The 14,889-nt window shown below is 34.8% G+C and carries 16 protein-coding genes; 1 reads left to right on the top strand and 15 read right to left on the bottom strand.

Translation table 11 applies throughout. The annotated features are described in order from the left end of the window. Window positions 1-18: 18 nt before the first annotated feature. The 4 genes from GYX25_RS05610 to nadR form a co-directional block, all read right to left on the bottom strand. Window positions 19-786, bottom strand: a complete 768-nt coding sequence (locus GYX25_RS05610) for a cyclase family protein (protein WP_174786908.1) — start codon at window positions 784-786, stop codon at window positions 19-21. Between the two features lie 191 nt (window positions 787-977). Beyond that, window positions 978-1,679: a TetR/AcrR family transcriptional regulator gene (locus GYX25_RS05605; protein ID WP_141683304.1), complete on the bottom strand. Its 702-nt coding sequence runs from the start codon at window positions 1,677-1,679 to the stop codon at window positions 978-980. A 179-nt stretch (window positions 1,680-1,858) separates the two neighbouring features. Continuing rightward, a complete protein-coding gene (gene pnuC / locus GYX25_RS05600; RefSeq protein WP_091346146.1) occupies window positions 1,859-2,548 on the bottom strand; it encodes a nicotinamide riboside transporter PnuC in 690 nt (229 codons plus the stop codon). A gap of 2 nt (window positions 2,549-2,550) precedes the next feature. After that, on the bottom strand, window positions 2,551-3,786 hold the full coding sequence (nadR, locus tag GYX25_RS05595) for a multifunctional transcriptional regulator/nicotinamide-nucleotide adenylyltransferase/ribosylnicotinamide kinase NadR (protein WP_091346144.1): 1,236 nt from the start codon (window positions 3,784-3,786) through the stop codon (window positions 2,551-2,553). A gap of 536 nt (window positions 3,787-4,322) precedes the next feature. On the opposite strand from nadR, the gene recD reads away from it, so the two are divergent. Beyond that, the gene (gene recD, locus GYX25_RS05590; RefSeq protein ID WP_174786907.1) at window positions 4,323-6,173 is read left to right on the top strand and encodes an exodeoxyribonuclease V subunit alpha; all 1,851 of its coding nucleotides are present in this window, start codon (window positions 4,323-4,325) and stop codon (window positions 6,171-6,173) included. Between the two features lie 101 nt (window positions 6,174-6,274). On the opposite strand, the gene GYX25_RS05585 is transcribed toward recD, so the two are convergent. The 11 genes from GYX25_RS05585 to GYX25_RS05535 all read right to left on the bottom strand — a co-directional run bounded on the left by GYX25_RS05585 (window position 6,275) and on the right by GYX25_RS05535 (window position 14,666). Continuing rightward, window positions 6,275-7,000, bottom strand: coding sequence for an amino acid ABC transporter ATP-binding protein (locus GYX25_RS05585; RefSeq protein ID WP_091346138.1), 726 nt, complete (start codon window positions 6,998-7,000; stop codon window positions 6,275-6,277). Further along, window positions 6,997-7,731, bottom strand: a complete 735-nt coding sequence (locus tag GYX25_RS05580; protein WP_091346136.1) for an ABC transporter permease subunit — start codon at window positions 7,729-7,731, stop codon at window positions 6,997-6,999. Before GYX25_RS05580 ends, GYX25_RS05585 begins: the two co-directional genes overlap by 4 nt. A gap of 1 nt (window position 7,732) precedes the next feature. After that, on the bottom strand, window positions 7,733-8,467 hold the full coding sequence (locus GYX25_RS05575) for an amino acid ABC transporter permease (protein WP_091346612.1): 735 nt from the start codon (window positions 8,465-8,467) through the stop codon (window positions 7,733-7,735). A 151-nt stretch (window positions 8,468-8,618) separates the two neighbouring features. Beyond that, window positions 8,619-9,527 (bottom strand): glutamate/aspartate ABC transporter substrate-binding protein, encoded by a 909-nt coding sequence (locus tag GYX25_RS05570; RefSeq protein ID WP_091346135.1) that lies wholly within the window; start codon window positions 9,525-9,527, stop codon window positions 8,619-8,621. A 226-nt stretch (window positions 9,528-9,753) separates the two neighbouring features. Then, the gene (gene lnt, locus GYX25_RS05565) at window positions 9,754-11,295 is read right to left on the bottom strand and encodes an apolipoprotein N-acyltransferase (RefSeq protein ID WP_174786906.1); all 1,542 of its coding nucleotides are present in this window, start codon (window positions 11,293-11,295) and stop codon (window positions 9,754-9,756) included. Further along, window positions 11,288-12,160 carry a CNNM family magnesium/cobalt transport protein CorC gene (gene corC / locus GYX25_RS05560; protein WP_091346132.1) on the bottom strand — a complete coding sequence of 291 codons (873 nt, stop codon included), beginning with the start codon at window positions 12,158-12,160 and terminating at the stop codon, window positions 11,288-11,290. Before corC ends, lnt begins: the two co-directional genes overlap by 8 nt. Before the next feature lie 117 nt (window positions 12,161-12,277). After that, on the bottom strand, window positions 12,278-12,745 hold the full coding sequence (gene ybeY, locus GYX25_RS05555) for an rRNA maturation RNase YbeY (protein WP_174786905.1): 468 nt from the start codon (window positions 12,743-12,745) through the stop codon (window positions 12,278-12,280). 23 nt (window positions 12,746-12,768) lie between these two features. After that, complete coding sequence (gene rlmH, locus GYX25_RS05550) at window positions 12,769-13,239, bottom strand: 23S rRNA (pseudouridine(1915)-N(3))-methyltransferase RlmH (RefSeq protein WP_091346129.1); 471 nt, start codon at window positions 13,237-13,239, stop codon at window positions 12,769-12,771. A gap of 4 nt (window positions 13,240-13,243) precedes the next feature. After that, entirely contained in the window at window positions 13,244-13,561 is a 318-nt protein-coding gene (gene rsfS, locus GYX25_RS05545) for a ribosome silencing factor (protein ID WP_091346127.1), read from the bottom strand. An 80-nt stretch (window positions 13,562-13,641) separates the two neighbouring features. Next, entirely contained in the window at window positions 13,642-14,040 is a 399-nt protein-coding gene (locus GYX25_RS05540) for a hypothetical protein (protein ID WP_174786904.1), read from the bottom strand. A 203-nt stretch (window positions 14,041-14,243) separates the two neighbouring features. Continuing rightward, the gene (locus GYX25_RS05535) at window positions 14,244-14,666 is read right to left on the bottom strand and encodes a (R)-mandelonitrile lyase (RefSeq protein ID WP_174786903.1); all 423 of its coding nucleotides are present in this window, start codon (window positions 14,664-14,666) and stop codon (window positions 14,244-14,246) included. Window positions 14,667-14,889 lie beyond the last annotated feature (223 nt).

The following is a 14,889-nucleotide window of genomic DNA, read 5'->3' as shown; positions in this document are numbered from 1 at the left end:
TGCGTTTACTCCTGTAAATTATGGCATTATTGCAATGGTTCGAGTCCAACCTGCACTTGCTTTTTTGATTTTTACTGGTAAACATGACACAGTAAATCCAAAAGCAGGTAATTTATCTAGATTAGTTAGTTTTTCTAAGTGGTAATATTCTTTTTCAATGCCTGCAAAATGTCCTTCCCAAATAATTGATTTGTCATGCGTTTCTCTGAACTTCTCTGCTACAAGTGGTAATGGACTGTCCCAGCTCCAAGCATCGGTACCTACAATTTTTATTCCTTGATTGAGTAGAAAAAGTGTGGCTTCTCTTCCCATTCCACAACCTTTTACCAAATATTCTTTTGAGCCATAATATTTTTGTGCGCCTGATTGAATTAGTACTATATCTAACGGTTTCAATTTATAACCAATACGATCTAATTCTTTTTCAATATCTTTAGCAGTAACAATATAACCCGCAGGGAAATGAGAAAAATTCAACATCACTCCGTCAGAAATGCACCACTCTAATGGCATCTCATCAATAGTCTTGGCTTTTTCTCCATTATTCATTGTTGGATGATAGTGCCAAGGTGCATCGAGGTGTGTCCCACTATGGGTTGTTAATTTGACATATTCAATTGCCCAGCCCAAGCCTTTTGGTAAATCGTCATTAGTAGCTGTTGGAAAAAAAGTTTTGATATGTTCAGCTCCTTTAATATGATCCCAATAATCAATTTCGGTTGGCATAGAAGGTGGATCATTAGGTGTGCGATCTTCAATTACTATACTTAGATCTATGATTTCCATTCATTTCTCCTTTCATTTAAGTTTTGGTTATTACCTGAAAATAAATTATTCACAATATAAAATTAATTGAACGATCATTCAAATTGAATATTTAAAAATATGGCAGCGATCACAAATTTGAGTGAACGTTCAATTATTATTGAGGTAAAAATGTGCTAATTTTTTAGTTTAATTGATAGGGTAATGTATGGTTAAAAGGAAGAATCTATATTTGAAAAGGATTTGATAATATCAAAAGTGGATTGGTAATCGTATTTGGGTTTTGTTAGTACGGCATGTAATCCTTCTATTGAATAATGATAAAGATATTGACAAGCAATTTCTGGATTTTCGATAGAGCAAATATCATGTGAAAGGAACTTTATTCGATCAGCTTCTGCAAAAGTGTTACACATAAGTCCAACTAAAAAATCGAATCCCCAATGAATTTGTTCTTTAGTTGCTGAGGGATAGGCTCTTTTTAATTCCACAATAAAGAATTCGGCATAAGGATCAAATTGTTCACATAAAATTGATAAACCTAGTGCTGAGCCTGATGATAAAAGCCGTGCAACATTAATAGCATAGTAACGCCAACCTTCACCACCATAAAGAGTGTTATAAAGATAAGGTGCTAAAAAAGATTCAACGATTTTTTCTAACGACATAGGCTCATCGCCGTTCTGATTTTTATAGTAATTAAGCAAACGGATTCGGTCTGAACTTAATTTACCAATCCTACGTCGAATGACTGCTTTAAATAGCTCTTCTTTTGAGCCAAAATGGTAATGAACTAAGGCTAATTTTACGCCTGCATCTTCTGTGATATCTCTAATTGATACTTCACTGTAACTAGCTTGAGCAAAAAGCCTTTCTGCTGAATTAAGAAGTTTGTCTGCGGTCGTATTTTTCATAATATTTATATTTAATTGATTTTGATTAAAATTACCATTCAATTATATTAATTTTTTTATGGTGCTCATTGCTGGTAAATAACCTATAATTTTATACTATACCACATTTATTGAGCGTAAAATATCGTCCTGAAAATTATAAATTAAGATTTAAAATTTCTTATTGCGTTATTTAATAGCTAATTTTTCTGTTCAGAACGTTTCCATTCACAAATTCCATAAATGGCATTAAATAGATAAATTAAGTACTGTGTTGCGATAATAATATTATTGGTATAAATATTTAACCCGATTACTAATACATTTAATATTATCCATAAATACCAGTTAAAAGAGTATCTCATCATTAATAATAACTGAGCAACTAAACCTAATCCAAAGATGAAACAATTAGTAATGAGTTGGTAGCTTGTATTGAATGAACCAATTTTATCGGTTAGATAAATATTGAGAAAGGCTGTAACAATCAGAAAGATGAGTGTATATAAAAATGCAGTTTCATTAAGTGAACGAACCTTAACATTTTTATCATTATCAAGGTTCTGTTTCCATGTAAATAAGCCATAGATATGCGAACAAAAGTAGTACAAAGGCGGTAATCCAGCACCAATATTGCCACCAAGGATATTCGCGCAACATTCTGCAACTGCGGCAAACATACCCAATACATTACCCATGTTTTTACGTTTAGCTAATAGAATGACGCATAATAGACCACAAAAAGCACCTATGTAGGAAGTTGTATAGCGTAAATTGAAGTTAGTAAATGGATCTGTGTATAAAAATGCCAATGTTACACATAATATACAAAAAAATGGATAGAATTTATTGCGTCCAATTAAAATAGTAATGTCGCTTAATTTATTCATAATTAATACTCTTCATCGTTAATAAGTTGGTTAACTAGTTCAATACAGCGCAAATAGCGCTCTTCGTAATCGGGTGAGTCAATTTGAATATAGTTGATGTTATTTTTTTCTAAAATTGCGACTAGTAATTTTTGAAAATCTTTACGTTGTTTTGGACTGCCTAAATGGCGTAAACCGTCAGCAACCCAAGGCGTATTGTTACCAAGCAAAATGACTAGATCGAAACGGTAGTTATTAATCATCGCTTGTAAAAAAGGATGCTCTTTACCTTCATATTTTTTACAAAAAGCTTGTGTCGTGACAAAATCAGTATCAATAAAAGAGACTTTATTGGCATGTTTTATTGCAAAATCGATATATTGTGCATGACCTAAAGCAATTTTATCATAATCTGCATATTGCAAAGCTCGTTCATCGCCTCCAAGGTGTGAAAATACATAATCCCGACCATATTCCCAAGCACTGGTAGTATTAAATACATTAGCAAGCTTGTTGACTAAGGTGGATTTGCCACTTGATTCGCCGCCCAAAATAGCTACTGTTCGGACAAAAAACGGCCTGACTTCTGTTGGAATATACTGCCAATTCTTTAGTGGTGCTTGACGGATTTGTGTGCCACTGACTTGCATAAATTGTCGTTTTGGATCGATGAGTACGGTATTTAAATCAAATAGATCTTTATACATTGCAACATCTTGTGGTTCACTTGAGTAAACGCAATCAGGTTTTATACCCTTTTCTTGAAACAGTTTTTTAACGCGTTCACTCCACTCATGCCAACCATTTGGGTAAGTTGGGATGCCATCTTCTTCTAATAATTCAATGTGGATATTTTTTTGATATTTAAATGTTTGCAGTAGCCAGCGAATCCTATCATTGATAGTGGGTTGACGAGACATGGCACTTTGTTCAAAGAGTGCCATGTCGCGGATTGTATCGGAACACAGTACGACATATAGTTCATCAACTTGGCTAATTGCACGCTGAATAAGATAAATATGTCCTGTATGTAAAGGATAAAACTTTCCAAAGATAACACCGATTTTTTTGTCTTTGACGGGAGCTTCAATTTGTAAATATTGATGAAGAGATTGTAACTTTTGCGCACTTGGGTTTTTGATTTTGTCATTGATAAGTTGACTTAGGTAACCTTTAGTCATTTGGCAAGCATCGGCCACGGTTTGTAATGACAAATTTTTTCGTTTTATTGCCTTCTTTAAATAACTGAAGCTATTCATGAAGCCCCCTTATTTTTTGTTTTTTATTTTTAACAAAATATATATTATTTTTAATTATTGTTCAATATATTAAACAAAAATATTTTACTTTTAATCTGGTTATAATTTAATTTTATTCAATTGGTTAATGGAAAATCCTTAGTTTGAAAGGAATGGTGTGAAAATTCAAAAGATAGTTTTTTAATTGTGTTTGCAGATAATAATGTAACACTTAATAATGTCATGATATTACCTCGTTATTTAGTAATAATATTTCACCAAAATATGCTTACACCATTGACGTAAAATGCCAAATAACTGCTTATTGATATTGTTGTTTATGATTAGTTACTAATGATTTTAAATAAATCTGTTTCACTTAATGATGCTAATATGATGGCACAAAATATAATAAAGAAACGGGCGAATTAACATGACAATTTAAGCTCAGTCCTAGTGAAAATAAAAATCTTACTTTAAGTTTCAAATTGGCTTATCTAAAAGACAAAGTTGACGATATAATTGGCTTATAAATAAATCAATAATAGAAATAGAGTATGTTAAACGAGTGGTTAAACCAATTTAAACAAGATAGCCAAGTTAGTTTGCTTGATATCCACTTGGCAGCGTTTTTAACCAATAGAGCGATGTTAAATGATGATATTACTGTTAAACGTTTTAGTTTTTTGGTTTTATCTTTAAGTAAGGAGGTAAGAGCGGGACATGTTTGTCTTAATCTGACATTCTTAAATCACGCAACGATTGAACCATTGCTCTGGTTAGCTTTAGGCTCGCCAAGCGAGCAAGATTGGAACACCACACTTGAACAAGCACGCCAGAGTCAGGTTGTGAGTGATGGAACAAACTTATCTCCCCTTGTCTTTATTGACGATAAAATTTATTTTCAAAGAATGTGGCTTGACGAAAAGAATGTTGCCCAATATTTCAATCATACTACTTTTGATGATCAACCATATTATTATTCTGATTTAAACGCTATATTAAATCAGCTTTTTACTCATTATCAATCTCAGATTGATTGGCAAAAAGTTGCTGTTGCTGCGGCATTAACGCGCAAAGTTGCGATTATTTCAGGTGGACCGGGTACGGGTAAAACAACTACCGTAGCTAAGATCTTAGCAGGAATTTTGTTAACCAATCCTAATGCTCGAATTGTGACGGCCGCCCCGACGGGAAAAGCCGCATCAAGGTTAACTGAATCACTGAGCCGAACAATAGAACAACTTGCTTTTACATCACTAAACCTAAAGGCAGAAGCGATCACCTTACACCGTTTACTCGGTGCAAAAGCAGATAACAGTTCATTTACGCATAACAAAAATAATCCATTACATATTGATGTGTTAGTTATTGATGAAGCATCAATGGTTGATTTAAATATGATGGCAAGAGTAATAGAAGCGTTACCAACATCTGCCCGTTTAATCTTATTAGGTGATAAAGATCAGCTTTCATCTGTTGAAGCTGGGGCTGTATTTGGTGACCTTTGTACTTTTATTACTCATGGTTATAGTCAACCGCGTGCAAAAGAGCTAAGCCAATTAACGGGTTATATTGTGCCCGTTTGCGAGCAAACAGCTACAATTACTGACAGTATTTGCTTATTACAAAAGAGTTACCGTTTTAACGAGTCATCAGGTATCGGTTTGCTAGCTAATGCAGTGAAAGAAGGGCGATCTAGTACGGTTAAGCAGTTATTAACAGACGAGTCACTAAACGATATCCAATATCATCCACTATCATCTCAACAAGCTTATTATAGTGTATTACAAGACAGCATTCACCATTATAAACATTACTTACATGTTATTAAGCAACAAGGTACTAGCAACATAGCCGCAGTCTTAGCTAAATTTGCCGAATATCGCTTGCTTTGTGCTGTTAGAGAAGGGCATTTTGGTATAGAAGGTTTAAACAAACAAATTGAATTATTATTAGCGAAAAACCAATTGATTCATGTAAGAAACAAAGAAACGTGGTATGTAGGGCGGCCTATTATGATTTTGCGTAATAGCACTTCATTAGGGCTTTATAATGGTGATATTGGCATTACATTAATGGCCGAACACGATAGTTCAAAATTACGTGTATATTTCCCTTTTGCTGATGGTTCGATTAAAGGATTTTCACCGTTTCGATTACCTGAGCATGAAACGGCTTACGCTATGACTATCCATAAATCACAAGGTTCAGAGTTTGATCATGTGAATATTATCCTGCCAACTGATTATTCCCCGTTACTAAATCGTTCATTGCTTTATACCGCCATTACTCGTGCTAAAAAAACGGTTTCCATTTATGCCACTGAACCAATTTTATTACAAGCTATTAAATCACAAACACAAAGGCATAGTGGTTTAGTCAGTTTATTGCAAAATAATGGCTAAGTTTATTCCATTAAGAGTATTAAAGCTGATTATTTTATAAGATGATGTGATAAAACAAGGAACAATAATAAAACAGGGCGATAAGCCCTGTAATAATTAACTTAATGAATAATTTTAGCTAAAAAGTCTTTAGCTCGATCGGATTGTGGATTTGTGAAGAATTGCTCTTTTGACGTATCTTCAATAATTTCGCCTGCATCCATAAAGATAACACGATTTGCCACTTTTCGCGCAAAACCCATTTCATGAGTAACAACCATCATTGTCATACCTTCATAAGCTAGCTCAACCATTACGTCTAACACTTCATTAACCATTTCGGGATCAAGTGCTGAGGTTGGTTCGTCAAACAACATCACAATCGGATCCATACATAATGCGCGCGCAATAGCAACACGTTGTTGTTGACCCCCAGAAAGCTGGGCAGGGTATTTATTTGCATGAGCAAGTAAACCAACACGCTCTAAAAGGCTAAGTGCTTTTTCACGCGCTTCATCATCTGTTCGGCCTAACACTTTGATTTGAGCTAGTGTTAGATTTTTTAAAATAGTTAAATGGGGGAATAGTTCAAAGTGTTGAAACACCATGCCCACTTTAGAACGTAATTTAGATAAGCTAGTTGCTTTACTTGTTACTTCTTTTCCTCCAATAATGATTTGGCCTTTTTGTACTGGCTCTAAACCATTGACTGTTTTTATCAGGGTTGATTTTCCTGAACCTGAAGGACCACAAACAACTACAACTTCGCCTTTACCGACTTTTGTTGTACAGTTTTTTAATACTTGAAATTGTCCATACCATTTTGATACATTTTCTAAGGAGATCATCGATTTATCCCTTTCTTAAAATAATTAACTAAACGTGAAGCAGTAAAACAAATTACAAAATAACTTGCTGCCGCAAAAATAATCATTGAGTACTTATCAGTACCACCTTGTGTGTTACCAATGCGTGTAATACTTGCGCCAAATAGATCTATTAACCCCATAACATAAACTAAAGATGTATCTTGGAATAAGATAATACCTTGGGTTAATAATAATGGCACCATTGATCTAAAAGCTTGCGGTAAGATAATTAAACGCATTGCTTGAGTTTTAGTCATACCTAATGCATAAGCTGCATGATATTGCCCTTTAGCAACAGCATTAATACCCGCGCGAATAATTTCTGAATAATAAGCCGCTTCAAAAAGCGCGAAAGCAATCATTGCGGACGCGACTCGAACTTCAGCATAAGGCGGCAGATTAAACACATATTTAATGACTTGTGGCAATGCTAAATAGAACCATAACAACACTAATAATAGCGGAATGGAACGGAATAAATTAACATAACATTTAGCAAAAAAGTTAAGTAATTTATTATTTGATAAACGCATTAAAGCTAGTGCTGTACCCCACACAATACCAAAAACAACAGCTGTGAAAGTGATTTGCACTGTTAACCATAAACCATCAATTAGTACAGGATAATTATTTTTATCTGATACCAATGGAGGTATATTTACAATCCAATTATATAATTGTGTATTTGTAATCCAATCAATTAAATACATATTACCCTCCATGACTCATGTTAGGTAAGCGAGTGTATTTTTCAACAATTCGCATCACAGTAATTACCACATAGTTAATCAACATAAAGGCAATAGTAACACCCAACAAAATTTCAACAATGCTATTGGTAGACTCATTGATACGATCAATTTGACCGATCAAATCAATTAAGCCAATTGTTGAAGCAACTGATGAGTTTTTAATAATGTTGGTCATTTCTGATGTTAATGGAGGAATAATACGTCGATAAGCGTTTGGTAGTAAAACATACATATAAGCTTGTCGATTAGTTAAACCAAGAGCAATAGCGGCATAGCGCTGACCTTTGGGTAACGTTTGAATGCCAGTTCTAACTTGTTCAGCAATACGAGCTGAAGTAAACAACCCTAGCGCTATTGCGGCAGTGATAAATGCACTTACATTAGGTGATAAGTCAGATATAAACCAAATTTTTAAACGGCCACTTAATATTACAGGCAGTATCATATACCACAAGAACATTTGCACCAGTAATGGAATATTCCGAAATAGTTGAATATAACCTGCTGCAAAGTTATTTAAAAACTTATTGTCTAAAGTTCTACATATTCCCACAAGAGACCCTAGCACAAAAGCGATGATCCACGCAGTAACTGCTAATGAAACAGTCACAAGAACTCCATCTAATAGCCAATTTAAGTAAATACCATCACCGTAAGGGGTGGGTTGAAAAAATAACATCCAATTAAAACTCATGATGGAGTCTAAAAAACGCCACGATAAAGCTGCAATAGGTTCAAAAGATAATGTCCAATTAAAACTCATAATATATTTAATTCGCTAAATTAGATTATGTACTAAATGCGAAAGCATTTAGTACATTGGATTAGAAAGAATAAGAAAAGTATTAATCTAATGCTTTATCATTAGGATTGGCAAATAGCTCAACCATTTTTGGTGAAATTTCAAGACCCATATTTGCACCTTTTGGTGGAACTGGTTGAGTAAACCATTTGTTATATGATTCTAATGCCTTTCCTGACTTTTGCGCATCAGCAATGGTTTTATCCATTAATTGCTTAAATTGTGTATCGCCTTTTCTTAACATACAGCCATAAGACTCATAAGATAAAGGTTCACCAACAATCTTCCATTCAGCTGGGTTAATCGCACGCGAACGTTCACCAGCAAGTAAAGCATCATCCATTAAAAATGCTACCGCACGACCTGTTTCAAGTGCGTTAAAAGCATCGCCATGATCTTTTGGCGTAATGATACGAATTCCTAAGTTATCTTTACTATTGATTTGGTTTAAACGAATTTCAGAAGTTGTACCTGCGGTTGTTACCACATTTTTGCCTTTTAAGTCTTCAATACTATTGATATTGCTATCTGCTTTAACTAGGAAGCGAGTACCAACAATAAAAATACTGTCTGAAAAATCAACTGTTTTTTGGCGTTCAAGGTTATTCGTTGTCGAACCGCATTCAAAATCATAAGTATAGTTGTTTAATAACTGAATACGGGTCTTAGAAGTAATCGGTAAATATTTTACTTGAAGATTTGGTAAATTTAATTCTTTTTTTACTGCATCGATAATTAAATTAGAATAATCTTGTGAATAACCAATAACTTCTTGTTTTTCACCATAATAGGAAAATGGAATCGAAGATTCTCGATGACCAACAACAATAACACCTGTATCTTTAATTTTGGCTAATGTTCCGCTTAATTCTTCTGCTACAGCCGAACCAGCCATGAGACCTAACATTGCAAATGATAGTACTAATTTGGTTAATTTTGTCTTTTTGTTCATACTCATCTCCTACTGTGTAATTTGTATCATATTAAATATATTTAATATTTTTACAAAGGGCATATATTATAACTTATTTTTTGGTATAAAAGTACTTTTTACTGTTTATTTATCTATATCGGAGCTATATGAAATCAGCAATTAGCGTGTTTTTGCTAATAATTGATTCCATTAAAAGTTCTTAAGCCCAATTATATTTAAGCAATAATTATGCCAGTATCATAAATTATGAACGTCTTTTTATCAAAAGTGAGATAAACATCAATGCCATAATGATAAAATAAGGAACATTTCCCCATGTTGCATAAGGCGTTAGCCCAGTTGTGGGTGAAACAGAAGCCAATAAAACACCTGTTTCAAATTGAGGTAATTGTTTAACAATATTGCCATGCTGATCAATAATTGCGGTAATACCCGTATTGGTGCTACGAATTAAAGGCCGACCAAACTCGAGCGCTCTTGCTTGTGCCATTTGTAAATGTTGTTTAGGACCAATGCTATTACCAAACCATGCATCATTTGACACCGTCAATAAAAAATCGCTATCAGGAGTAAATTTTTGTCGCATTAAATCTGACAAAATAATTTCATAACAAATAGCAGGCGTAAATTTAAAGCCTTTTATTTCAAGTTGTGGTTGTTTTGCTTCGCCAGATTTCATTGATGACATAGGAACGTTAAGTAATTCCGCAATTGGTTCAAGTACTGATTCTAGTGGCGTAAATTCACCAAAAGGTACTAAATGGTGTTTTTGATAACGATTCACTGTAGGGTATTGATAGGGTTCTTTTTCGCCCAATATCAATAGCGTATTATAGATATCACCATTGGATTGATAACCGTTTTCACCAAAACGATAATCAATAATACCGACAGCAATTTCAGCATTATGTGATCTGGCTTCGTTGTCTAAATATTGTAAAAATGATTGCTGATTAATTTCGTAATCAGTGATGCTAGCTTCTGACCATATAATGATTTTATTTTCTTCTAGGTTATCTTTAGTGAGTTTAGCATAGGTTTGTAACGTATTATTCAGTTGCTCTCTTGTCCAACGAACTGACTGCGAAATATTGCCTTGAATTAAAGCAAAATTAGCTGAACGGGTATTATCTACCGTTGTCCAATCGATATCGTTGAATGAAATTGGTGCAAAAAAGATCGCAAGCAGTGCAAAAAATGCACCAAAAGTGTACATTTTGGGCACTTTTGTGCTAGTGGCCTTTATACCATAAATCAATAAACCACATAACAGTACTAAAAGCAGATTAACACCATCGATCCCAATTACAGGAAAATAAGCATGTAAAGGGCTATCTATTTGGCTATATCCCAATTGCAACCAAGCAAACCCTGTTAAAATATAGCCACGTAAAAACTCGGTGATTTGCCAAAAAATTGGCGCCACAAGTACAAGCTGTTTAAATGAAAATTGCGGAGCAAATCGATTGACCATTCTTAATAAGAAAGCAAATAGCATCGGGTAAAGCGACAAATAGAGAATTAAAAGCCCCAAAATAATCACAGCTACAAAAGGCGGTAATTCCCCATACTGCTTAATACTGATATAGACCCAGTGAATCCCAGCCGAAAAGTAGCCAACGCCCCAACTTAATCCAAGCAACATGGCCTGTTTTTTTGATTTATCGGCAATAAGCCATAATAGCCCCGTAAACGACACAAAGGCTAAAGGCCAAATATGAAAAGGGGCATAGCTAAATACCGCTACACCACCAAAAAATAGGCTCAATAATATGTGTTTAAACATTGTCAGGTAACTCTAAATTAGGCACTGTTGCCCCTTCTGGAATTGTCACATGGAGTTGAATAATGCGCCGACGATCGGCAATGGTAACTTTAAATTGATAACCATCAATGGTGATGCTTTCGCCACGTAAAGGTAACCGCCCAAAATGTTGCATGACTAGTCCACCAATAGTGTCCATTTCGTCATCACTAAAATGAGTGGCAAAAATGTCATTGAAATCCTCGACTGGTGTCAGTGCTCGAACGGTATAAACCGAAGGAGACAAGCGGCGGATATCGCGATCTTCAACCTCGTCATATTCATCTTCAATATCGCCTACTATCAGCTCTAAAATATCTTCGATAGTTACAAGTCCTGACACACCACCAAATTCATCAATAGCCATCGCCATATGATAACGCTGCATGCGAAACTCTTTTAACATATGATCGACGCGCTTACTTTCAGGCACAACAACAGTAGGTCTAAGGATTTTTTTAAGATCAAAATTATCCACACCTTGGCGAATAAAAATCAACAGATCTTTTGCTAACAAAATCCCTTCAATATGATCTCTATCTTCACTAATAACAGGATAACGGGAATGTCCATGTTCAGAAATAATATCTAAACACTGATCAAGAGAGTAATTGTCTTTAATGGTAACAATTTGAGAGCGGGGGATCATAATATCACGAATGCGTTGCTCGGCAATATCCATGACGCCTTCAATCATATCAAGCGTATCTGGATCGATAAGCTCGTTTTCTTCGGCTTCGCGGATCACTTCGATCAGTTCTTCTTTATCTTTTGGCTCTGAATTAAATAATTGACTTAACCATAATGCAAACCCTTTTTTAGGTCTCCGGTGATTATCATCACTCATTTGTACTCTTCCTTTCTTGCTTTATTATTAATGTAATATTTCTTACTTAGTGTACTAAATTTGTCTACTAAATGATCTTACAAAATAGCATAAAATCAAACGGTTTATCATACACTTTTATTCATCAATGGGTTGATAAGGATCTTCAAACCCCAGTTGCTGCATAATATCTACTTCGATATTTTCCATTTCTTCGGCTTCTTCGTCAAGAATATGATCATAACCGAGTAAATGCAAACAGCCATGTACAATCATATGCGCCCAGTGCGAAGTTAATGATTTATGTTGTTGCTTGGCTTCGGCTTCGACAACTTGTTTACAAATGATAAGATCGCCCAATAAAGGAACATCAATCTCAATGGGTGATTCAAATGGAAAAGATAAAACATTGGTTGGTTTATCTTTATGACGATAAGTATTATTTAATTGCTGACTTTCTTGTTCATCAACAATACGGATAGTCAGTTCAGCATTATCCACAAATTGCGGCAAAATAACCTCTAACCATTGCAAAATTTGCGCTTCGGCTGGCAAATTTTGGTTATCTTCTGTAGCAATTTGTAAATCTAAAATAATTGCGCTCATTTTATTTTGTTTACCTTACTTTATTATTCACGGTGATAAGGATGATTTGTGGTTAAACTCCACGCGCGGTAAAGGCTTTCAGCCACAATGACACGCACTAAAGGATGGGGAAGAGTAAGTGGCGACAGTGACCAACTCTGCTCAGCCGCCGCTTTGCAAGCAGGTGATAAACCTTCTGGTCCACCAATTAACAAACTCACATCGCGTCCGTCGACTTTCCAGCGTTCTAATTGTTCAGCTAAATTATGGGTTGTGTAAGGTTTACCGGGAATATCAAGTGTCACAATACGATTACTTTTACCGCAGGCATTTAACATCAATTCGCCTTCTTTATCTAAAATTCGCACAATATCGGCATTTTTAGTACGCTTACCAGCGGGTATTTCAACAAGCTCTAACGGCATATCCTTAGGAAAGCGCGCACGATAATCATCAAAAGCCGTGGTGACCCAACTTGGCATCTTCGTACCAACAGCAATCAGCTGAATCTTCACGCCATTAACTCCAAAGCTTCTCTAGTTCGTAAAGCTGACGGCTCTCTTCTTGCATGATATGCACAATCACTGAATCCATATCAACCACAACCCAATCGGCATCGGTCTTACCCTCGCTACCTAACACTAAATGACCCTGTTTTTTGGCTTCGTCAAGCAGGTGATTAGCAATAGACGAAACATGACGGTTTGAAGTGCCCGTGCAAATAATCATATAATCAGTAATGCTCGACTTACCACGAACATCAAGGGTAACAATATCCTTACCTTTTAGATCATCAATCTTATCAATAATAAAATCTTGTAACGACTGCTGCAAAATAAACTCTCTATGTTTAAAAAATAAAGCGCTAGTATATCACGAATTTATAAAATAACGGTGATGATAACTTACACATATTTTTATTGATTATTGGGATTGTTTTTTTCTTTTCTTTTCTTTTTTGCTAATCTATCTTCACGCATTTTTTTTATCTGTTCTTTTCTGTTTTTCTTTATTTGGTCTCTTTTCAATTTTTTTTGATTATTTATCGCTAAACGTTCCTCTTCTTTTGCTGTATCTTTTATTACCTTTTTTGCTGTATTTTCTGCTTTAGGCTTTTTTTCTCTATATATGCTAAGTGCAGCTAGCACCTCTGTTAACGACGATATAACCACAAAGAATAAAAGTCCTAAAAATAAACCTAATAAAGATGGGTATATTGGATTGTAATTGTGACTAATACGCGGATAGATTCTAACTGTTGCTGCCTCTGCAAAATTGGTATTAAATAAAAAAAGTAAGAAAAATATCGCTTTCATAATACATGCAATCTAACTGAGTAATTTTCAGTTATTTCATTTTATAAAAATAGATAAATGTTAAAGGAAATTTGAACAAGAAAAAAGACCTTATTTTAAGGTGAAAATTTTTTAGAAAAGTGATAAACCAGCAAAACCACAAATTCTTCAAACAACCCAATCAATCCCAACCAAAAAGTCGTCAGAAAAGGCATTGATTTTATTTAAGTTTTTGGTGACTGTTTTTTTGCAAGGTACTGTTCGTCTGTGACCTTTTCTAACCATTCTACGTTTTTACCGTTAAGTTCTTCAACTACTGAAATATGAGTCATAGCATTATGTGGTGAAGCACCGTGCCAGTGCTTAACGCCAGGAGGGCAGGTAATGACATCTCCGGGAAGAATTTCAATAATTGGTCCACCCCATTCTTGGGTGTAACCTACGCCAGAGGTGACCACTAGGGTTTGCCCAAGTGGATGAGTATGCCAAGCAGAGCGAGCTCCCGGCTCAAAAGTCACATAAGCGCCCGAAGTCCGAGATGGAGCAGTAGCAGAAAATAGTGGGTCAATTCTTACATTGCCAGTAAAAAACTCTTCTGATCCTTTTATAGAGGATTGTGATCCATTTTTAATCAATTTTTGTGACATAATATTATTTTCCTTTGCGTGGGGCTTGTTGAACAATAATTCATTATTATCAATGTGATTAATGATGTTTGTGATACTTTTTATGACAAATTTTTTTAGATAACTAACAGTAAGTTGTTATTGACTATAATCCGCTCAATGTGTTGTAAACAGACGTTCTATTCGTCTTGTTGGTTGAGCGTTGCCAATTACGGTAGTTATTGTATCTGTTTTATTCAAAATT

This window comes from Gilliamella sp. ESL0254 (assembly GCF_013344985.1).
Taxonomy (GTDB): Bacteria; Pseudomonadota; Gammaproteobacteria; order Enterobacterales; family Orbaceae; genus Gilliamella; species Gilliamella bombicola.
Note: the sequence above shows the minus strand (reverse complement) of the source record. Positions and strands in the feature narration are given on the sequence as shown.

Excerpts from the sequence above, each read along its gene's own strand:
- GYX25_RS05605 (WP_141683304.1), bottom strand. The coding sequence starts at position 1,679 with ATGAAAAATACGACCGCAGACAAACTTCTTAATTCAGCAGAAAGGCTT.
- GYX25_RS05540 (WP_174786904.1), bottom strand. The coding sequence starts at position 14,040 with ATGAAAGCGATATTTTTCTTACTTTTTTTATTTAATACCAATTTTGCA.
- GYX25_RS05535 (WP_174786903.1), bottom strand. The coding sequence starts at position 14,666 with ATGTCACAAAAATTGATTAAAAATGGATCACAATCCTCTATAAAAGGA.
- pnuC (WP_091346146.1), bottom strand. The coding sequence starts at position 2,548 with ATGAATAAATTAAGCGACATTACTATTTTAATTGGACGCAATAAATTC.
- recD (WP_174786907.1), top strand. The coding sequence starts at position 4,323 with ATGTTAAACGAGTGGTTAAACCAATTTAAACAAGATAGCCAAGTTAGT.
- lnt (WP_174786906.1), bottom strand. The coding sequence starts at position 11,295 with ATGTTTAAACACATATTATTGAGCCTATTTTTTGGTGGTGTAGCGGTA.
- GYX25_RS05585 (WP_091346138.1), bottom strand. The coding sequence starts at position 7,000 with ATGATCTCCTTAGAAAATGTATCAAAATGGTATGGACAATTTCAAGTA.
- corC (WP_091346132.1), bottom strand. The coding sequence starts at position 12,160 with ATGAGTGATGATAATCACCGGAGACCTAAAAAAGGGTTTGCATTATGG.
- ybeY (WP_174786905.1), bottom strand. The coding sequence starts at position 12,745 with ATGAGCGCAATTATTTTAGATTTACAAATTGCTACAGAAGATAACCAA.
- GYX25_RS05580 (WP_091346136.1), bottom strand. The coding sequence starts at position 7,731 with ATGTATTTAATTGATTGGATTACAAATACACAATTATATAATTGGATT.
- GYX25_RS05570 (WP_091346135.1), bottom strand. The coding sequence starts at position 9,527 with ATGAACAAAAAGACAAAATTAACCAAATTAGTACTATCATTTGCAATG.
- GYX25_RS05575 (WP_091346612.1), bottom strand. The coding sequence starts at position 8,467 with ATGAGTTTTAATTGGATGTTATTTTTTCAACCCACCCCTTACGGTGAT.
- GYX25_RS05610 (WP_174786908.1), bottom strand. The coding sequence starts at position 786 with ATGGAAATCATAGATCTAAGTATAGTAATTGAAGATCGCACACCTAAT.
- nadR (WP_091346144.1), bottom strand. The coding sequence starts at position 3,786 with ATGAATAGCTTCAGTTATTTAAAGAAGGCAATAAAACGAAAAAATTTG.